Origin of the sequence: Billgrantia saliphila (assembly GCF_002930105.1) — a bacterium.
GTDB classification, from domain to species: Bacteria; Pseudomonadota; Gammaproteobacteria; order Pseudomonadales; family Halomonadaceae; genus Halomonas; species Halomonas saliphila.
The window spans coordinates 12,477-32,549 of record NZ_PJRN01000006.1; the positions used below are offsets into that span (position 1 = coordinate 12,477).

The window sequence follows — 20,073 nt, forward strand, 5'->3', positions numbered from 1 at the left end:
CGTCACCGATTGTAGCGCTGCCGCTCAGTCCCGAGCGGCCAGATACTCGTCCTTGAGCTTGACGTAGTTGCCGGCGGTATAGGGGAAGAATTCCCGCTCCCGCTGCTTCAGCGGGCGCAGCGCCTTGGCCGGATTGCCAGCATAGACGAAACCGCTCTCCAGCCGCTTGCCCGGTGTCACCACGGCACCAGCGGCAATGATCACCTCGTCCTCGACGACAGCGCCATCCATGACGATGGCGCCCATGCCCACCAGGATGCGGCTACCCAGCGTGCAACCGTGCAGGATCGCCTTGTGCCCGATGGTCACGTCGTCGCCCACAGTCAACGGGAAACCGTCGGGGTTGAAGTCGCTGGCGTGGGTGATGTGCAGCACGCAGCCATCCTGCACGCTGGTGCGAGCGCCGATGCGGATCCGGTGCATGTCGCCCCGAATCACCGCCATCGGCCATACTGAACAGTCATCGCCCAGCGCCACGTCGCCCAGCACCATACTGGTCGGATCCACATAGACCCGCTCCCCCAGGGTCGGCCACTTACCCTGCCAGGAACGAACAGGATCGATTGTGTTCATGTCAGTCTCCCGGGCCGGCGGCATGCCGACCGTCTCAATGTCGTCACAGCAGCCCGGCGGCCAGTACCAGAGCCGCCAGGGGAATCGATATCCAGCGTACCATCGTCCGCCACAGGCGAAAGCCCGGCTCACCGACGCCCAGGGCAGCCTGCGCCTCGCGATGCGGCATCACCCAGGCGGCAAAGACGGCGATGAGCAGCCCCCCCACCGGCAGGAATATCTCGGTGGGGATGGTCGTCACCAGATCGAAGGCACTCATGCCGAACAGCGGCCGCCACTCGGCCAGGGTGGAGAACGAGAGCGCCGATAGCAGTCCCATCAGCCACACCAGGACGCCGACGATGGCCGCGGAACGACCGCGCCCGAGGCCACGCCCCTGTAGCGTGGCGACCATCGGCTCGGCCAGGTTGATCGACGAGGTCCAGGTCGCCAGCAGCAGCAGCAGGAAGAAGACGCTGAGCCACAGCGCCCCCCAGGGCAGCTCGGCGAAGGCGATCGGTAAGGTGACAAACATCAGACCCGGCCCTTCGCCGGGATCCATCCCCTGCGAGAACACCACCGAAAAGATGGCGATGCCGGCCAGCAGCGCCACCCCAACGTCGAGCAGCGCCACCGCGCCGGCGGCATGCGGCAGGCTCTGGCGTTCCGGCATGTAGGCGCCGTAGGCCATCAGTGCGCAGGCTCCCACCGCCAGCGTGAAGAAGGCATGCCCCATGGCGTGCATCACCACCATCGGGGTGATCGCCGCCAGATCGGGGCGGAACAGCCAGCTCAACGCTGTGCCGAAGCCGTCGGTGGTGGCGGCATAGCCCGCCAGCAGCACCAACAGCAGATAGAGCAGCGGCATCAGTAAATTGTTGAGCCGCTCGAGCCCCTTGGCGACGCCAGCAGCCACCACGGTCATGGTCATGAACAGGAACAGAGTGTGGTTGAAAGTCATGCGCCACGGATCGGCCAGGAACGCCTCGAAGCCGGCACCGATCTCGGCAGGGTTGCGGCCCACGAAACCACCATTGATGGCAGTAATGAAGAATTCGATCGACCAGCCCGAGACCACCGAATAGAAGGAGAGAATGCAGAAAACGGTGAAGGCGCCGAACAACCCCAGCAGTCCCCAGTGGCGGCTGGCGCCGGCCAGTGCGGCCAGATGGCCCAGCGACTGCACGGGCGAGCGCCGCCCGGCGCGCCCGATGAGGATCTCGGCCATCATGATCGGCAGCCCCAGCAGCAGCACGAAAACCACATACAGCACCAGAAAGGCGGCGCCGCCATTCTCCCCGGTGATGTAAGGGAAGCGCCAGATATTGCCCAGCCCCACAGCTGCGCCGGTCACTGCCAGAATGAAGGCTCGCCGGGTACTCCAGCGCTCCAGGGTTGCGTTCATGCCATCACCTCGACTTTCATGGAGGCGCAAGCCTATCAGGCCGCCCCGCCGCCACCAATCCTCGGCGGGCATTGAAACCTGCGGCCTCCGGCCGCATCTAATCGCTAACCCTTCCCTAGACGACCGCTACCCGAGGTGCGCATGTCCCACAACCCGCTGCTCGAACCCCACGACCTGCCGCCCTTCGATGAGATCAAGCCGGAGCACGTGGTCCCAGCGATCGAGAAGCTGCTGGCGGACAACCGTACCGCCATCGAGGCGCTGGTCGAGCGCGCACAGCGGGAGACGCCAACCTGGGGCAGCCTCGCCGCACCGCTGGAGGCGCTCAATGACCGGTTGTCGCGGGCCTGGTCGCCGGTGTCGCACCTCAACGGCACGATGAACTCGCCCGCCCTGCGCGAAGCTTATCAGGCCTGCCTGGCCAAGCTTTCCGACTACAGCACCTGGCTCGGACAGCACGAGGGGCTGTTCCGCGCTTGGCAGGCGCTGAAGGAAGGCCCCACCTGGGTCGAGCTGGACGAGGCTCAGCAGCGCAGCGTCGACAATACCCTGCGCGACTTCCGCCTGGCTGGCGTCGACCTGCCGGCCGACAAGAAACGGCGCTACGGTGAAATCCGGGCGCGCCTCTCCGAATTGGCCAATACCTTCTCCAACCAGTTGCTCGATGCCACTCAGGCATGGCACAAGGACATCGAGGACGTCTCGCAACTGGCAGGACTCCCCGAGAGCGCCCTGGCGACCCTGGCGGCCAATGCCGAGGCCAAGGGCATTAAGGGCTATCGCATCACCCTCGACTTTCCCAGCTTCTATCCGGTATTGACCTTCGCCGACGATCGCGGGCTGCGCCGCGAGGTGTACACCGCCTTCGTCACGCGCGCCTCCGACCAGGGCCCGCATGCCGGCGAGTACGACAACGCGCCGATCATCGAAGAGACCTTGCGCCTACGTCGCGAACTGGCCGAGCTGCTGGGCTTCGGCAGCTACGCCGAGTATTCGCTCTCCACCAAGATGGCCGAGTCGCCGCAGCAGGTGCTCGATTTTCTGGAAGACCTGGCGCGCCGCGCCGTGCCCCAGGCGCACGAGGAGTTCGCCGAGCTCGAGGCCTATGCGCGCGATACGCTGGACCTTCCCGAGCTGGCGCCGTGGGACATCGGCTATGCCAGCGAGAAGCTGCGCGAGGCGCGCCACGCCATCTCGCAGGAGCAGCTGCGCCCCTACTTTCCCGCCCCGCGCGTGGTCGACGGCCTGTTCCAGGTGATCGAGCGACTCTATGGCGTCACCTTCGAGGAGAAGAGCGACGCGCCCCGCTACCACCCCGAGGTTCGCTACTTCCACATCCTCGAAAATGGCGAGGCCATTGCCGGTTTCTACCTCGACCTCTATGCCCGCGAAGGCAAGCGCGGCGGCGCCTGGATGGACGAGTGTCGCGTACGCCGTCGTCACGAGGACGGCGCCCTGCAGTTGCCGGTGGCCTATCTCACCTGCAACTTCACCCGTCCGGTGGGCGACAAGCCCGCACTGCTGACTCACGACGAGGTCACCACGCTGTTCCATGAGTTCGGCCACGGTCTGCACCATATGCTGACCCGGCAGACCGTCGCCGATATCTCCGGCATCAACGGCGTGGCCTGGGATGCGGTCGAACTACCCAGCCAGTTCATGGAGAACTACTGCTGGGAACCCGAGGGGCTAGACTTGATCGCCGGCCACGTGGAGAGCGGCGCGCCGCTGCCCGCCGAGCTGCTCGAACGCCTGCAGGCAGCGAAGAACTTCCAGTCGGCCATGGGCCTTGGGCGCCAATTGGAATTCTCGCTGTTCGACCTGCGTCTGCATCATGAACTCGCCGCCCCGTCGGCGGCCGACGTGCAGGCCCTGCTCGACGAGGTTCGCGACGCGGTCTCGGTGGTGCCACGCGCCTCCTTCAATCGCTTCCAGAACGGCTTCAGCCACGTCTTCGCCGGCGGCTACGCGGCCGGCTACTACAGCTACAAGTGGGCCGAAGTGCTCTCCGCCGATGCCTGGAGCGCCTTCGAGGAGGCCGGTATCTTCGATCCTGATACCGGGCGACGCTTTCGCAGCGAAATCCTCGAACAGGGGGGCGCCCGCGACGCCGCCGAACTGTTCCGCGCCTTTCGCGGCCGCGAGCCCAGTGTCGAACCGTTGCTGCGCCACAGCGGCATCCGCGCCGCCTGACAGCGCTGACCGGGCGCGGTATCGTAAGGGCCTTGACTTGCCACCGGCGCCCGGTGGCCGACATACGGAGTTTACATGGCCGTTCAGAAACGTTTCATCGCCGGCGCCATCTGCCCCCGCTGTGCCGCCATGGACCGCATCCGGGCCTGGGAGCAGAACGGCATACGCTATCGCGACTGCGTGGCGTGCGACTTCTTCGAGCAGGCGCCCATCGAAGACGAGACAGCAGTAGAGCTCGAGACGCGCGTCAACCGCGAGCGTGAGGAGCAGCGGCGCGACACCATTCAGACCGTAAGGATTCTTGACCCCGGGAGCCGCTGACGTGGCAGCTCCCGCCGGCGCTTCGTCGCCATCACGACGGCGTCGGCTGGAATTGCTGAGGCTGGCCGTTGCCGTCGCGCCGGCATCTGGCTTGATGCGTTTCGATACTTCCTTCCCCCGAGACTCATTTCCAGCAGATGAGCGTCTGCACCAGGCCAGTCGCCTGATTACCGCCTCGGCGGACCCCTTCTCACTCTGAATCATCATCTCGCCATCAGAGTGTGTGGATTTCCGCATAGAGAGCAACCGCACGTGTGCGAGACTCCAGCCCCAACCGGCATTACAAGGTTCGACCTTGGTCGAAATAACGAATGGCAACATATTGTTGCTCATAGGTATGTCTCACAATGGCACAGCGCCTGCTTAGACCTCCTGCCATACGCGAGTCCGGCGCCCGGCGCGCCAGGACACGTTCTGCACCATACTAACTGACAGCGTGTCGAGAGGCCGCTGACGCATAATCACAACTGTAACGGAGATAGCCATGCGCAACGTCACTCCCAAAGTGCTCACCGGAACGCTGGCCAGCGCCCTTCTGGTCGCCGCGGCCTCAGCCTCGGCCCAGGACCGCTCCGACTGGCCGAGCAATTTCACCGTAGGCACTGCCAGTCAGGGCGGTACCTACTTCGTCTATGGCTCCGGCTGGGCCAATCTGATCGCCGACGAGCTGGGCATCTCCGGCGGCGGCGAAGTCACCGGCGGCCCCAACCAGAACCTGGCGCTGGTGCACACCGGTGATATCGCCCTGGGCCTGACCACCATGGGCCCAGCTGCCGAGGCGCTGGCCGGCGAGAGCCCGCTCGCTCCTGGCGTGTCCATGGACAACGTCTGCGCGCTGTTCCCGATGTACGAGACGCCTTTCTCCATCACCGCGCTATCGAGCAGCGGCATCGAATCGATCTCAGACATTCCCGATGGCGCCAAGATCGGCTTCGGCCCGGCGGCCTCCACCTCCGATACCTACTTCCCGCTCATCCTCGAGGAACTGGGGGTGAATTTCGAGCGTCGCAACGGCGGCTGGACGGATCTGGGCGGACAGCTGCAGGACGGCCTGCTCGACGTCATCGCCTTCGCTGCCGGTATCCCTGTGCCTGCGGTGAGCCAGCTCGAAGTGCAGACCGATGTGAACATCATCGAGTTCACCGAGGAAGAGCAGCAGCAGACCATCGAGAATTTCCCGGTTGCGGCCTTCCAGATCCCGGCCAGCACCTACGAGACCCTCGAGGAGGATGCCCGCGCCGTCTCCATGTGGAACTTCACCATTGCCGGCTGCGACCTGCCGGAAGACTTCATCTATGAAGTCACCAAGGTGAGCATGGAGAACAACGATCGCATGCGTGACGTGCACCGCAGCGCGGCCACGAGCACTCCCGAGCACCTCGACAAGAATAAGGTGCTGCCCTTCCACCCGGGCGCCGTACGCTGGTATGAAGAGAACGGCTACGAGATCCCCGAAGAGCGTAAGCTGAACTGAGGCACGCTTCGCTCCTGATGTCCCGCCTCGTGCCGCACGGCACGGGGCGGGGCCGGCACTCTACCGTCTAACACCCGAGGGTTAATTCCCCATGAGTCACACACCCGACACCCGCCCCGGTGCCGATGCCGATGCCGATGCCGTCGACACGGTTCCTGAGAGTATTGCCGAGGGGGTCGATGAAGATATCGTCGAGCCCAATCGTCGGCTCTACACTGGCTGGCAATGGATCCTATTTGCCGTCCTGGCCATTGTCTATTCCAGCTTCCACCTGGTGTCGCTGAACGTCTACCCGATGGAGACCTGGTCGTTTCGTATCGTGCACATTGCTGGGGCGCTCATACTAGGCTATGCCCTCTATGCTGGGAGCCGTTTCGCCGATTCGAAAGGTACCGACCGCTCACCCGCCTGGCTGGCCTGGGCGAGCTATGCGCTGCTGATTCCCGCCCTCTATGCCTTGGTCCAGGTCTTTCTGATGAACCAGACGATCAGCGGCGGTGCCATGCGCATCGACCCGCAAGTCGAGACCTGGCACTTCGGCTATCCGCTGGTTGCCGCTACCGTGGGTGGCATTCTGCTCGCCTGGAGCTATCGCCAGGCGCGGGAGAAACTGTCGCCCGCCGATCTGGTACTAATGGTCTGCGCCGTGGCCAGCGCCGGCTATCTGCTGGTGATCTTCAACACGCCGCTGCGGGCTTCTACCGGCACCACCTTCGCTCCGACCGGCATCTCCTGGGCGGCCCTGGCCGGCTCGCTGCTGATTCTCGAGCTGACCCGCCGCGTCGCCGGCCTGGCGCTGGTGACAATATCGGCTATTTTCCTTGCCTACGTCTGGGCCGGCCCCTACCTGCCGGGCTTCCTCGGCTATCCCGGCCTGTCGTTCAATCGTTTCTTCAGTCAGGTCTATACCGACACCGGCATCCTCGGCCCGACAACGGCAGTGTCTTCCACCTACATCATCCTGTTCATCATCTTCGCTGCCTTCCTGCAGGCCTCTAAAGTCGGCGACTACTTCGTCAACTTCGCCTTCGCCGCCGCCGGGCGCGCCCGTGGCGGCCCCGCCAAGGTAGCGATCTTCGCGTCCGGCCTGATGGGTATGATCAACGGCACCAGCGCCGGCAATGTGGTCTCTACCGGCTCGCTCACCATCCCGCTGATGAAGAAGGTCGGCTACCCCGGGCGTAGCGCGGGCGCCATCGAAGCCGCCGCCTCGACCGGCGGCCAGATCATGCCGCCGATCATGGGCGCCGGCGCCTTCATCATGGCCGAGATCACCGGCATTCCCTATACCGAAATTGCCGTGGCTGCACTGATCCCGGCGATCCTCTACTTCGCTTCGATCTACTTCATGGTGGACTTCGAGGCGGCCCGCAAGGGCATGCGCGGCATGCGGAAGGACGAGATTCCGCAGTTCCGTCGCCTGGTCAAGCAGGTCTATCTGTTTGCTCCGATCATCATCCTGATCGCCGCCCTGTTCATGGGCTACTCGGTGATTCGCGCCGGCACCCTGGCGACCGCCTCGGCCGCCGTGGTGAGCTGGATCTCACCCAACAAGATGGGGCTTGGTGCTATTCTCAGAGCCCTACAGCTGGCCGGCACCATGGCGATCCAAATCATAGCCGTGTGTGCCTGTGCCGGCCTCATCGTCGGCGTGATCTCGCTGACCGGCGTCGGCGCGCGCTTCTCCTCGCTGCTGCTGGGCCTGGCCGGGGTCAGTCAGCTGCTGGCGCTGTTCTTCGCCATGTGCATCAGTATCCTGCTGGGGATGGGCATGCCCACCACGGCGGCCTATGCCGTGGCGGCTTCGGTCGTGGCACCCGGCCTGATCAACATCGGCATCCAGCCGCTGGTGGCACACTTCTTCGTGTTCTACTTCGCGGTAGTGTCGGCGATCACGCCGCCGGTGGCGCTGGCCTCCTATGCGGCAGCTGGCATCTCCGGCGACAATGCCATGTCCACTTCCGTAGCGTCGTTCAAGATCGGCCTCGCCGCCTTCATCGTGCCGTTCATGTTCTTCTATAGCCCCGCCATGTTGATGGAAGGGTCCTGGCTGCAGATCCTGCGCGTCGGCGTCACCGCGACGCTGGGCATCGTGCTGCTCTCCGCAACCGTTCAAGCCTGGTTCTTCGGCCCGGTGAAGGCCTGGATGCGCCTGGTGATGTTCGTGGGGGCGCTGTTCCTGATCTATGGCGGCATCTATACCGACATCGTCGGCCTGGCCATCGGCGCGGCACTGTTCCTGTTCCAGCGCAGCATTCACGGGGGAGGCGCCAAACCCGTCACCTCGAGCTGACGCTACCCACGTAGCACTGCATAAAGGAAGGGCCCCGCCAACATGGCGGGGCCCTTCTCGTCATGGCGTACCCGAATTGCGACGAATCAGGACTCGATCACACCGCAGGCCATGCGGCTACCGCCGCCACCCAGCGGCTCGGGCTCATCCGAATAGTTGTCGCCCCCTTCGTGGATCATCAGGCTGCGGTCCTTGAGGTCCTCAACGCTGAGCCTCGGGGCCAGTACCGGCAGGGTCGCTTCTCCATTTTCGTTGACGATCAGTACCGGCAGGTCACCCAGATGGCCCTCGCCGTAGGGGCCCTCATGGCTACCCGCATCTTCGGGATCGTAATGACTGCCCGCCTTCCCGGCGGCCTGCATTTCGCCCGAGTCGTTCTCGCCCGGTTCACAGCTGGCGTTCTCGTGTACGTGGAAGCCGTAGACGCCGGGAGGCAGCTCGCTCAGGTCGGGAGTGAGAAGTAGGCCGTGATCGGTATCCTCGAGACTGATGGTCCCGATGGATTCCTCGATACCATCGGTCTTGACCCAGTTCATCTCGACTTCCTGGCTCTCCTGGGCCAGAGCCTGGCCGAGACCGGCGAGCAATAGAGAGGCAACGGCGGCCCCTGCAAGGTTGGCATGGCGCATCTAGCGTCCTCCTGTTCCTGGATCCATGGACATGCAGGAACAGGCTAGACCCAGATTCAGCGTGCCGCCAGAGGACTTCCCAGGTTGTCGAGAATCCGCAGGCACGGATCGGCCTGGTTGAGGGTATAGAAGTGCAAACCGGGGGCGCCGCCCTCGAGCAGCCGCTGGCATAGGCGCGACACCACCTCCGTACCGAAGTCGGCGATCGTCTCGCTGTCATCGCCGTAGGCTTCGAGTTGCTTGCGGATCCAGCGGGGAATCTCCGCCCCGCAGGCGTCGGAGAATCGCGCCAGCTTGGTGTAGTTGGTAATCGGCATGATGCCGGGCACGATGGGTGCATCGACGCCAAGGGCGCGGGCGCGGTCGACGAAGTGAAAATAGGCGTCGGCGGAAAAGAAATACTGTGTGATGGCAAGGTTGGCCCCGGCCTTCACTTTACGCGCGAAATTCTCCAGGTCGCGTTCGAAGCTCGGTGCCTGGGGATGGGATTCGGGATAGGCGGCCACGGCGATTTCGAAGTGATCGCCGGTCTCGGCGCGAATGAACTCGACCAGCTCGTTGGCATAGCGCAGCTCGCCGATGCCTCCCATGCCCGACGGGAGATCGCCACGCAGGGCGACGAGGCTGTCGATGCCCTCTTCCCGGTACTGCTCAAGCAGATCGCGCAGCTGCGCTTTCTCGCTGCCGATGCAGGAGAGATGCGGCGCCGTGGTGATGCCCGCTTCGCGTACCCGGCGAACCGTGCTCAGCGTCCGCCCTTGGGTCGAACCGCCAGCGCCATAGGTCACCGAGAAGAAGCGCGGCTCGCGCACGGCCAGCGCATCACGCACGCCGATCAGCTTCTCGCGTCCCACGTCAGTGTTGGGTGGGAAGAATTCGAAACTGATACCCAGCGGATGTGACGTACTCATGCCGACCTCTCTCCAATCCTGCCTAGGGCGTGCGCAGCTCCTGCGGCCCATGGCGTATTTCATTGCGTTGCCTGCATTCTGCCGTTCGGGTGACCCTCTGACCAATGAAAAGTTTCACCGCCACGCATGAGTTTCGGTCATATAGAAATCGGTTCTTATAGCCTGATCCGTTAAAAAGGACGCCCCGCCGCGGGGGTCGCCAAGGATGCAAAAAAGCCGAATCAGGTTACAAAAATTCATCCTGCCGATTTGACCGCCGGCCAAGGGCTGACGACCTTGAAAGGACTCCATGGCGTCACTGGCCTGGACAGGGAAAGACCTGGCAATCAACCGAGTGAACGAGGAGGGCACCATGACACAGGACATTCTCACCGGCACCCCTGTGTTCGATGACACGGGCGATCAGGTCGGCAAGGTAGCCGACACCAGCAATGCCGAGAAGATCGGCATCATTACCGAAACGGGAAGCCGTTTCTGGGTGCCCAAGCAGATGTTGGCTCATCGCGATCAGCGCTGGACTTTGGAACCGGGATATACCGAGATTTCCACGGCCGAAGCCGAGGCTCAACAGGATGAGCGCGACCTGGACGAGGCCAATGCGGAAACCTTCCCGGCAAGCGACCCTCCCTCCTTCACCATGGGTGACGAAGGCAAGGGCAACTGAAGCCACACGATGGAGGAGCGTCACATGGAAAAGCCACGCCATGACCCGTCGACCCGACAGAGTACCGACATACCTGAAGAGGAACGCGAAACGCTGCGCAAGGAAGCACGCCGGCTGACCGACCGCGACATCCCCGAGGAAGGTGCAGGGCACAAGGGAGGCCGCAGTGGGCCCGCGCAGGATGATGTCTATCGTCCCGATGCCAACGTCGACGATCAGAAGCACAGCGCCAAGAAACCGGGCATCGACACGCGGCGGGACGTCACTCCCGTTTCAGGCGCCCAGGCGACGCGCGACAAGACGGCTCACAAGGAAAATATCGACGACAAGGCGGAGCAAGCCAAATCGAATCGGCGTAACGGCTAAGGAGCGGGTCAAAGGCGGACTCGACACGCCTCGCTGACAACAGCGCAACCAACAGGCATCATATCGTCTTTCGGCTAGGGACCGGCAGGAGACGATGATCGACCCAAGCGCCCTCATGGGCCCGCTCTGGACATTGCTTGCCTTCGTCGGGCTGGGTTGGATTGCGGCCCGGCGCCTGGCCATCGATCCGCGCCCCATCGCCACGCTGCTGATCTATTTGATCGCTCCGCTGACCTTCTTCCGCGGGCTGGTGCTGGGAGGGCCCACACCCCAATACCTGTTGCTCACCGCTGCGCTGTTCTGCCTGGCCAGTCTGGTCGCCATTGCCGTTAACCCCATCGCCAGGCGCTTTTTCGCGCCTCAGGAGAGCGCCGTCCTGGCGTTCTCCTCCGGCACCGGCAATACCGGCTACTTCGGCCTGCCGGTCGCCATGGTTCTGCTGCCTCCGGAAGGAGTGACGCTCTATCTCTTCTGTCTGCTGGGCATCACACTCTATGAATTCACGGTCGGCTTCTACATCAGCGCCCGCGGCCAGTTCTCCGTACGTGAGAGCCTGGCCAAGATCGTTCGACTTCCGCTGATCTACGCCTTCGTCGCAGCGCTGGCGGTCAGTGGCTTCGGTATCGACCTGCCGGACGCGCTCATGGACAGCCTGACGGTGTTCCCCGCGACCTATACGCTACTCGGCATGATGATCATCGGCATGACCCTGGGTCGGGTCACGATCCGCGAGTTCGACCTGCGCTTCATCATCGGCTGCGTGGCAGTGCGCTATGGACTTTGGCCGCTGCTGTCGCTCGCTGCCGTGCTCCTGTTGCAGGTCTGGCTACCGGTATCGACCGAGCTTGCCTTGGCGCTGCTGCTGCTTGGCGTGGTACCCATGGCCGCCAACGTGGTGGTGGTGGCCATGGAGCTGGGCATCAAGCCCGAAAAGGGCGCCATGGCGGTGCTGGCTACGACCCTGGCCGCCCCGCTGCTGATTCCCTTCTATCTGCAGGGGTTGATGCGACTCGTGGGGCTATGAGCCATTGCCCTTGCAGCTCATCTCGGGAGGGCTAGCCTGAAGGAAACCCCACGGCAGGAGTCCGATCATGCGCCAATCGCTAACGTGGCTGCTCCCCTTCGTCATGCTGCTGTCGCTGTCCCCCGCCCAGGCCCACCATGGCTGGACCGGCGGCGAGACGATCGAGATAGAAGGCACGATCACCGCCGTACGCCTGGGCAACCCTCACGGCGAACTCACGCTCGACGTCGACGGCGAGTCGTGGACAGTCGAAGTCGGCCAGCCTTGGCGCAACGAACGCGCCGGCCTGGAAGAGGGCGACCTGGCCGAAGGCGTCGAGCTGCGCCTATCGGGCGAGCATTCCGGCGAACGCTTGATGAAAGCCGAGCAGCTCTGGATCGATGACGAGCACTACGTGCTCTACCCCGGAAGGATCTGATCGCACACCGTGGACGCCTTGCTGGCCTGGCTCGGCGAGACCGCCCTGGCCGAATGGATGCGCCTGTCGCGCTGGGGATACGCCGCGATCAATACCCTGCACGTGCTCGGTATTTCTCTGCTGATCGGCACCATCGTGGCGCTCGATCTGCGACTTTTGGGCTGTCGGCGGCAGCTGCCGCCAGGGGAACTGGGTCGCCTGTTGCAGCCGCTAGCGGTCGCAGGGCTGCTGCTCGCCATGGCGACCGGCTCCCTGCTGTTTCTCGCCGACCCCGGCGGCTACGCAGAATCGTGGCTTTTTCGTCTCAAGCTGGTGCTGATTGCACTGGCTGTCGCCAATGCCTTGTGGCTTGGCCTGGGGCCGGGGCTGGCAGGCGCCACACCCCGACGTTTGCGCCTGGCCGGCATGCTCTCGCTGTTACTCTGGCCGGCGGTACTGCTGGCCGGGCGCTTTCTCGCCTTCGTCGATGATTGACGGAGGGAGGGCTTAGTGTGATGCCATGGCGATGCACGCCTCGGCACAGCGGTGGCATGCCTCGGCGCACTGCTGGCAATGCTCGGCCTCGTGCTTGGCGCATTCGTCGCCGCATGCCTTGCAGATATCGGCGCACAGGCGGCAGAGCTGATTGGCGTACTCGCTGTCCTGGGCCATGAAGGAAGCTGCCAGGCGGCAGATCTGTGCGCACTGCATATCCAAACGGATACACTCCGCCATCATCTTGACGTCGTCTTCCTGCAGGCAAGAGGTGGCGCAACGATCACAGTAGGCCGCACACACGTGGCAGGCTTCGATACACGACTTGTAGTGACCAAAATCCATCTCGTTCACTCCTAATATCGGTTTTTTGGGCCGGTCTGGTGGGGGCTCGAAGAGGCCGCCCGGCGCCCCCTTCGAGTAAGAAGAAAGCTAGTCGACGCCAAGTTGGCTCACAAGCGAGCCGCCCAAAGCCCAAGGGGCGAACGCAAGACGCCGCCCCATGGGCGGCGTCTGCGAGGAGTGGCTGCCGGGAGCCTCAGTAGCGGTAGGCGTCCGGCTTGTAGGGCCCTTCCACCGGCACCCCGGTGTATTCGGCCTGCTGCTCGGTCATGCGCGTGAGCACCCCGCCGAAGCCCTCCACCATGTAGCGCGCCACCTCCTCGTCGAGATGGCGCGGCAGCACCGTGACCGCCAGACCGCCCTGCTTATCCGCCGGCGGCAGGTCGGCGAAGCGCTGCTGGTACAGATGGATCTGGGCCAGCACCTGGTTGGCGAACGAGCCGTCCATCACCCGCGAAGGGTGGCCGGTAGCGTTACCCAGGTTGACCAGGCGCCCCTCGGAGAGCAGCAGCAGATAGTTGCCGCTGGTCGGATCGAAATGCCCCGGCGTGCTGTCGCGATAGACCTTGTGCACCTGCGGCTTGACCTCCTCCCAGTGCCAGTGATGGCGCATGTAGGCGGTATCGATCTCGTTGTCGAAATGGCCTATGTTGCACACCACGGCGCCGGACTTGAGCGCCTCGAGCATGGCGGCGTCGCAGGCCTGGACGTTGCCGGTACAGGTCACCACCAGATCAATGCGCGAGAGCAACGCCCGGTCGACACTGTCGCTGCCGCGGTTGATGCCGTCGATATAGGGCGAGACCACCTCGAAGCCGTCCATGCATGCCTGCATGGCGCATATCGGGTCGATTTCGGCGATCTTGACGATCATGCCCTCCTGGCGCAGCGAGGCCGCCGAACCCTTGCCCACGTCGCCGTAGCCCACCACCAGCGCCTGCTTGCCTGCCAGCAGATGGTCGAGCCCGCGCTTGATGGCGTCGTTGAGCGAATGGCGACAGCCGTACTTGTTGTCGTTCTTCGATTTGGTCACGGCATCATTGACATTGATCGCCGGCACCCGCAGGTTCCTGTCGCGCAGCATCTCCTGCAGGCGATGCACGCCGGTGGTGGTCTCCTCGGAGATGCCGTGGATGGCGTCGAGCAGCTCGGGTCGCTTGTCGTGCAGCAGTGCGGTGAGGTCGCCGCCGTCGTCGAGCACCATGTTGGGCGTCCAGCCGTCGGACCCCTCCACGGTCTGCTCGATACACCACCAGAACTCCTCCTCGGTCTCGCCCTTCCAGGCGAACACCGGGATGCCGGCGGCGGCGATGGCGGCGGCGGCATGATCCTGGGTGGAAAAGATGTTGCAGGAGGACCAGCGTACCGATGCCCCCAGATCGATCAGGGTCTCGATAAGCACCGCCGTCTGGATGGTCATGTGGATGCAGCCGGCGATGCGCGCGCCCGCGAGGGGCTGTTCGTCGCGGTACTTGGCGCGAATCTTCATCAGCGCCGGCATTTCGGTCTCGGCGATGCGGATCTCGCGGCGCCCCCAGTCGGCCAGGCCGATGTCGGCGACCTTGTAGTCCTGCGCGGTCGGGGCGGAAACGGCGGGCTGATTCATGCGTTACCTCTCTCGAGCGAAAAACGGTAAGACTCACTATAGGCTGGGATCACGGAGGGCTACAATCCATCGCCGAAACCCGCCACCCCGTGAGCCGCAAGCCGTGAGGCCAGGCGCCGAATCTCGGGGTGAGCGAAGAACTCCACCAGCGCCGCGACACGACCGGGTCCCATCCCGTCCAGCGCTGCCCAGTCGCGGCGGTCGTATTCGGTCAAGGTCGCCCAGTCCGCCGGCAGGGCGGTCTCGAATCCCGGCGGTGCTCCAAGCGCTTGCAGCCAGCGTGACATGGAGGCCGCCCGAGCCGCATCGAAGGTAGCCGCCAAAGCCCCGCCACGAACGTCACCGATCCCATGGGCACGCCGCAGCGCCCGTTCATCCAGCGCCAGCCAGTCGAGCAGCGTCTCTACCAGCCCGGCCTCAATCAACGCTCGCCAGGTTCCTCGCCCCACTCCAGACAGATCAAGAGCCTCGGAGCCGGAAAGCCACGCCAGACGCTCCAGGAACTGCCCCTCGCAGCCCGGCGTCGCCTGCAGGCAGCTCAACGCATGGTAGGCCTCGGCATCGGGCGTCTCCACCATCGCTCGCTCGGGGACGCGCCAGGCCACGCCCTCCAGCCGTGGAATGGTCAGCCCCGCCAGGGCGATCACCACCTGATCGCCGGGACGGATATCCAGCTCCCGCCACTTGGCCAGGGAGCCGAGGCTGACTCGGCGGATCGTGCGTCCCTCCAGCTCCACCGGGTAGAGGTGCAACAGCGGCGTGACGCGCCCGGTGCGGCCGATACGGAACTCCACGCCGCGCACCTCGGCCAGCGACTCCCGGGGCGAATGCTTCCAGGCCACCGCCCAGGCCGGCGGCTCGGCCTTCCATCTCTCGCCGGACGGGCGCGAGGTCTGGCGCAGCACTACGCCGTCGGTAGCGAAAGGCAGCGGACTCCGAAACCAGGCGTCGCGCCACTGCTCGATACTCGCCAGGTCGGCCACGGAGTGGGTGAAGGTGACCGTGTCTACGAAACCCAGCGCTGCCAAGCCTTCCAGACGCGCCGGCATCGCAGCGGGGCCGTCCGGCCACTCCCAGACGAACAGCCCCACCTCGGCGGCTTCGGCAGCCGTAAGGGACTCGCGGGCCATCAGACCGATCACTCGAGCTCGAGCCCCGGCATCGCCGACCTCCGCTTGCACGTGGGCGTCTCTGCGCAGGTAGAGCTCCCCCTGCAGCACGGCGTCGTGCGCCTCGGGCAGGCGAGTCGGCACTGCCGGAAGACGCCTCACCCGCTCGGTCCAATCCTGCCCCCTCACACCATCGCCACGGCTGATGGCTTGCGTGAGTTCCCCCTGCGCATAGACCAGGGTCACCGCGACGCCATCGACCTTGGGCTGGATCCAGACATCGTCGCGGCGTGACATCCAGCGCCCCACCGCCGCCGCGTCGGCCAGTTTCTCGAGCCCCGTCTGGAGCACGGGATGAGGGACGTCGCCACGCGGATGCCTGGGTGTGAGCACCGCGGGCACATGCTCGGGATGACAGCGCCGCCAGGTCTCGAGCCGTGACCTGGCTTGATCATAGACGCTGTCGCTGACGGCGGACTCACCGCGCCGATAGTAGGCGTCATCCCATTCAGCGAGGCGCTCGACCAATGCCGCCACCGCATCGGGCGCGGGCGCCGCCTGACAGGATTCGTCCGCGAATGCCCCCAGGGATGGCCACCAGCCGAACAGGCAGAGCAGGCCGACGACGAGACGCTGAATCATGGGTAGCCTCCGAAAAAAGCTACCACCATAGCAACGAGCCCCGCGCGACGCTGTCGGCGGGGCTCGTCATGTAACGTAAGCCTGATCCTACAGGAGCTTACAGACCGGCGGCCTGACGCAAAGCCGCGGCGCGGTCGGTGCGCTCCCAGGGGAAAGCGGTGAAGGTCTCGGTATGCTCCTGCCCCTTGGTGTCCTTCCAGCTGTAGCTGGCCTCGAAGGGCTCGCGGCCGAAGTGGCCGTAGGCCGCGGTGAGCTGGTACATGGGGTGCAGCAGGTCGAGCATGCGGGTGATGGCGAAGGGGCGCAGATCGAAGTGCTCGCGCACCAGCTCGATGATGTGCGCCTCGTCCACCTTGCCGGTGCCGAAGGTATTGATCGATACCGAGGTGGGCTCGGCCACGCCGATGGCGTACGACACCTGGATCTCGCACTTGTCGGCGAGTCCCGCGGCCACCACGTTCTTGGCCACGTAGCGCCCGGCATAAGCGGCGCTGCGGTCGACCTTGGAAGGATCCTTGCCGGAAAAGGCGCCGCCGCCGTGGCGTGCCATGCCGCCGTAGGTATCGACGATGATCTTGCGCCCGGTCAGGCCGCAGTCGCCCACCGGACCGCCGATGACGAACTTGCCGGTGGGGTTGATGTGGAATTTGGTCTGCTCGGAGAGCCACTCGGCGGGGATCACCTCCTCGATGATCTCGCGCCGGACCATGCGCCGCAGCTCATCCTGATCGATCTCCGGGGCATGCTGGGTCGACAGCACCACCGCCTCGACGCCGCAGGGCATGCCCGACTCGTCGTAGCGGAAGGTGATCTGGCTCTTGGCATCCGGGCGCAGCCATGGGAGCAGACCGTGCTTGCGCAGCTCGGCCTGACGCTCCACCAGGCGGTGGGCGTAATGGATCGGCGCCGGCATGAACGAATCAGTCTCGTTGGTGGCGTAGCCGAACATCAGGCCCTGATCGCCCGCTCCCTGGTCCTCCGGCTTGCTGCGGTCGACTCCCTGGGCGATGTCCACGCTCTGCTTGCCGATCAGGTTGAGCACCCCGCAGGTCTCGCCGTCGAACCCCACCTCCGAGGAAGTGTAGCCGATGTCGATGATCACCTGACGCACCAACTCCTCCAGGTCGACCCAGGCGGAAGTGGTGATCTCGCCGGCGACGATGGCCACGCCAGTCTTGACCAGCGTCTCGCAGGCCACCCGGGCGTGCTTGTCGCGAGCGATGATGGCGTCCAGCACCGCATCGGAGATCTGATCGGCGATCTTGTCCGGGTGCCCTTCGGAGACGGACTCGGAGGTGAACAGGGAGTATTCGCTCATGCGTGTCGACCCTTCTGTGTATCGGCAAAGCGCAGCGGCGCCGCCCGAACCGGTTTGGCAGCCCGTGACCGCACGGTGCCTGGCTTCCTGGCCCGGCAGGCGCGCAGCGGTGGGGCCCGAGTTTACATGCTGGTCCCCCGAGAGGCACCCGTCATTTGATGCCCGGGGGCAAGTCGGCGACAATAGGCGGCCGAATTCGACCGCGCCGTGCCACCCTGCGGCGCCCAGCCAGAACGCTACCGGCGGGCTCGTCAGGCCGCCATTGACTTGCCCCATTCTGCCGCAGGCGAGGAGCTAACCCAACATGCCGTCCCGATTCGAACTGGCCAATGCCATTCGCGCCCTGTCCATGGATGCCGTACAGCAGGCCAAGTCCGGCCACCCCGGCGCGCCCATGGGCATGGCCGACATCGCCGAAGTGCTGTGGAACGACTATCTCAAGCACAACCCCAACGACCCGAAATGGCCCGACCGCGACCGCTTCGTGCTCTCCAACGGCCACGGTTCGATGCTGCTCTACTCCCTGCTGCACCTGACCGGCTACGAGCTCGAGCTGGAGCAGCTGCGGGCATTCCGCCAGCTGCACTCCAAGACCGCCGGTCACCCCGAGTTCGGCTATGCGCCGGGCATCGAGACCACCACCGGCCCGCTGGGCCAGGGCCTGGCCAATGCCGTGGGCATGGCCATCGCCGAGAAGACCCTGGCGGCACAGTTCAACCGCCCGGGACACGAAATCGTCGACCACCAGACCTACTGCTTCGCCGGCGACGGCTGCATGATGGAGGGCATCTCCCACGAGGTGAGCTCGCTGGCGGGAACCCTGGGCCTGGGCAAACTCACGGTGTTCTACGACGACAACGGCATCTCCATCGACGGCGAGGTCGAGGGCTGGTTCACCGACGACACCGCCAAGCGCTTCGAAGCCTACGGCTGGCACGTGGTGCCCAACGTCGACGGCCACGACCCCGAGCAGATCACGGCCGCCATCGAACTGGCCCGCAGCCACGACGACCGCCCCAGCCTGATCATCTGCAAGACCATCATCGGCTTCGGCGCGCCCAACAAGCAGGGCAAGGAGGAGAGCCACGGCGCCCCGCTGGGCGAGGAAGAGGTCGCCGCGGCACGCCAGCAGCTCGGCTGGCCGCACGCCCCGTTCCACGTGCCCGAGCCGATCTATCAGGCCTGGGACGCCCGCGCCGAGGGTCAGTCGCGCCAGGACGACTGGCAGGCCCGCTTCGCCCGCTACCGCGACGAACATCCCGAGCTCGCCCGCGAGTTCAGCCGCCGCGTGCAGTGCAAGCTGCCGGCGGAGATCACCAGCGAAGCCTTCATCGAGAAGATGCAGCAGAAGGGCGAGACCCTGGCCACACGCAAGGCGTCGCTGCTGTGCCTCAACGAGCTCGGCCCGCAGCTGCCCGAGCTGCTCGGCGGCAGCGCCGACCTGGCGCCCTCCAACCTGACCTTCTGGAGCGGCGCCAAGCCAATCTCCCGCGAGAACCCGGGCGGCAACTACCTGCACTACGGGGTGCGCGAGTTCGGCATGGGCGCGATCATGAACGGCATCGTGCTGCACGGCGGCTTCATCCCCTACGGCGCCACCTTCCTGATCTTCATGGAGTACATGCGCAATTCGGTGCGCATGGCATCGCTGATGGGCAAGCGCGCCATCTACGTGTTCACCCATGACTCCATCGGCCTGGGCGAGGACGGCCCCACCCATCAACCGATCGAGCAGCTGACCAACCTGCGCAGCACGCCCAACCTGTGCACCTGGCGCCCCTGCGACGCGGTGGAGACCGCCGCCGCATGGGATGCCGCGATCAAGCGCAACTCCGGCCCCACGGCGCTGGTGCTGTCGCGCCAGAACCTGCCGCACCAGGAGCGCAGCAAGCAGCAGCTGGCCGAGATCCAGCGCGGCGCCTACGTCCTCAAGGAGTGCGAGGGAACGCCCGAGCTGATCCTGATCGCCACCGGTTCCGAGGTGGCGCTGGCCATGGACGCCGCCGCCGAGCTGGAAGGCCAGGGCCGCGCGGTCCGAGTCGTCTCGATGCCCTCCGCCTACCGCTTCGACGGCCAGGACGTCGAGTATCGCGAGAGCGTGCTGCCGAGGGCGGTGACCAAGCGCATCGCCATCGAGGCCGGCCACGCCGACTACTGGTACAAGTACGTGGGCCTCGACGGCCGCGTGATCGGCATGACCACTTTCGGCGAGTCCGCCCCGGCGGGCGACCTGTTCAAGTACTTCGGCTTCACCGTGGAGAACGTCCTCGAGCAGGCCCAGGAACTGCTCGGCTGACAAGTTGCGGCATGGAAGCAAGCGGCACAAAAGAAG

The 20,073-nt window shown here is 65.0% G+C and carries 18 protein-coding genes; 10 read left to right on the top strand and 8 right to left on the bottom strand.

Going from position 1 to position 20,073, the window contains the following annotated elements; all coding sequences use genetic code 11:
* Positions 1–24: 24 nt before the first annotated feature.
* Both CYJ07_RS08195 and CYJ07_RS08200 read right to left on the bottom strand, forming a co-directional pair.
* Positions 25–573 carry a gamma carbonic anhydrase family protein gene (locus CYJ07_RS08195; RefSeq protein WP_104203206.1) on the bottom strand — a complete coding sequence of 183 codons (549 nt, stop codon included), beginning with the start codon at positions 571–573 and terminating at the stop codon, positions 25–27.
* Between the two features lie 43 nt (positions 574–616).
* Complete coding sequence (locus tag CYJ07_RS08200) at positions 617–1,957, bottom strand: sodium-dependent transporter (protein ID WP_104203207.1); 1,341 nt, start codon at positions 1,955–1,957, stop codon at positions 617–619.
* A 141-nt stretch (positions 1,958–2,098) separates the two neighbouring features.
* Between CYJ07_RS08200 and prlC the strand changes: the two genes are divergently transcribed.
* The 4 genes from prlC (at position 2,099) to CYJ07_RS08220 (ending at position 8,238) form a co-directional block, all read left to right on the top strand.
* Positions 2,099–4,150: an oligopeptidase A gene (gene prlC, locus CYJ07_RS08205; RefSeq protein WP_104203208.1), complete on the top strand. Its 2,052-nt coding sequence runs from the start codon at positions 2,099–2,101 to the stop codon at positions 4,148–4,150.
* 75 nt (positions 4,151–4,225) lie between these two features.
* A complete protein-coding gene (locus CYJ07_RS08210) occupies positions 4,226–4,471 on the top strand; it encodes a YheV family putative zinc ribbon protein (protein WP_104203209.1) in 246 nt (81 codons plus the stop codon).
* Between the two features lie 484 nt (positions 4,472–4,955).
* Positions 4,956–5,945 (top strand): TAXI family TRAP transporter solute-binding subunit, encoded by a 990-nt coding sequence (locus tag CYJ07_RS08215; protein WP_104203210.1) that lies wholly within the window; start codon positions 4,956–4,958, stop codon positions 5,943–5,945.
* Positions 5,946–6,036: 91 nt separating this feature from the next.
* A complete protein-coding gene (locus CYJ07_RS08220; protein ID WP_104203211.1) occupies positions 6,037–8,238 on the top strand; it encodes a TRAP transporter permease in 2,202 nt (733 codons plus the stop codon).
* An 86-nt stretch (positions 8,239–8,324) separates the two neighbouring features.
* Here the strand turns inward: CYJ07_RS08220 and sodC are convergent, their stop codons facing one another.
* On the bottom strand, positions 8,325–8,867 hold the full coding sequence (gene sodC, locus CYJ07_RS08225; protein WP_104203212.1) for a superoxide dismutase family protein: 543 nt from the start codon (positions 8,865–8,867) through the stop codon (positions 8,325–8,327).
* Between the two features lie 56 nt (positions 8,868–8,923).
* The gene (metF, locus tag CYJ07_RS08230; RefSeq protein WP_104203213.1) at positions 8,924–9,778 is read right to left on the bottom strand and encodes a methylenetetrahydrofolate reductase [NAD(P)H]; all 855 of its coding nucleotides are present in this window, start codon (positions 9,776–9,778) and stop codon (positions 8,924–8,926) included.
* 352 nt (positions 9,779–10,130) lie between these two features.
* Here metF and CYJ07_RS08240 point away from each other — a divergent pair, with 352 nt between their 5' ends.
* The 5 genes from CYJ07_RS08240 to CYJ07_RS08260 all read left to right on the top strand — a co-directional run bounded on the left by CYJ07_RS08240 (position 10,131) and on the right by CYJ07_RS08260 (position 12,724).
* The gene (locus tag CYJ07_RS08240; protein WP_104203215.1) at positions 10,131–10,442 is read left to right on the top strand and encodes a hypothetical protein; all 312 of its coding nucleotides are present in this window, start codon (positions 10,131–10,133) and stop codon (positions 10,440–10,442) included.
* A gap of 24 nt (positions 10,443–10,466) precedes the next feature.
* Complete coding sequence (locus CYJ07_RS08245; protein WP_104203216.1) at positions 10,467–10,808, top strand: hypothetical protein; 342 nt, start codon at positions 10,467–10,469, stop codon at positions 10,806–10,808.
* Positions 10,809–10,902: 94 nt separating this feature from the next.
* Positions 10,903–11,832, top strand: a complete 930-nt coding sequence (locus CYJ07_RS08250; protein WP_104203217.1) for an AEC family transporter — start codon at positions 10,903–10,905, stop codon at positions 11,830–11,832.
* Positions 11,833–11,899: 67 nt separating this feature from the next.
* Positions 11,900–12,250 (top strand): DUF6152 family protein, encoded by a 351-nt coding sequence (locus tag CYJ07_RS08255; protein ID WP_104203218.1) that lies wholly within the window; start codon positions 11,900–11,902, stop codon positions 12,248–12,250.
* A gap of 9 nt (positions 12,251–12,259) precedes the next feature.
* Positions 12,260–12,724, top strand: a complete 465-nt coding sequence (locus CYJ07_RS08260) for a hypothetical protein (RefSeq protein WP_104203219.1) — start codon at positions 12,260–12,262, stop codon at positions 12,722–12,724.
* A gap of 12 nt (positions 12,725–12,736) precedes the next feature.
* On the opposite strand, the gene CYJ07_RS08265 is transcribed toward CYJ07_RS08260, so the two are convergent.
* The 4 genes from CYJ07_RS08265 to metK form a co-directional block, all read right to left on the bottom strand.
* Positions 12,737–13,069 carry a four-helix bundle copper-binding protein gene (locus CYJ07_RS08265; protein ID WP_104203220.1) on the bottom strand — a complete coding sequence of 111 codons (333 nt, stop codon included), beginning with the start codon at positions 13,067–13,069 and terminating at the stop codon, positions 12,737–12,739.
* Positions 13,070–13,262: 193 nt separating this feature from the next.
* On the bottom strand, positions 13,263–14,672 hold the full coding sequence (gene ahcY / locus CYJ07_RS08270) for an adenosylhomocysteinase (RefSeq protein WP_104203221.1): 1,410 nt from the start codon (positions 14,670–14,672) through the stop codon (positions 13,263–13,265).
* A gap of 59 nt (positions 14,673–14,731) precedes the next feature.
* Positions 14,732–16,423: an NAD-dependent DNA ligase LigB gene (ligB, locus tag CYJ07_RS08275; protein ID WP_104203222.1), complete on the bottom strand. Its 1,692-nt coding sequence runs from the start codon at positions 16,421–16,423 to the stop codon at positions 14,732–14,734.
* A gap of 97 nt (positions 16,424–16,520) precedes the next feature.
* Positions 16,521–17,741: a methionine adenosyltransferase gene (gene metK, locus CYJ07_RS08280; protein ID WP_104203223.1), complete on the bottom strand. Its 1,221-nt coding sequence runs from the start codon at positions 17,739–17,741 to the stop codon at positions 16,521–16,523.
* A gap of 304 nt (positions 17,742–18,045) precedes the next feature.
* Between metK and tkt the strand changes: the two genes are divergently transcribed.
* Positions 18,046–20,037: a transketolase gene (gene tkt, locus CYJ07_RS08285; protein ID WP_104203224.1), complete on the top strand. Its 1,992-nt coding sequence runs from the start codon at positions 18,046–18,048 to the stop codon at positions 20,035–20,037.
* The last annotated feature ends 36 nt before the right edge of the window (positions 20,038–20,073 follow it).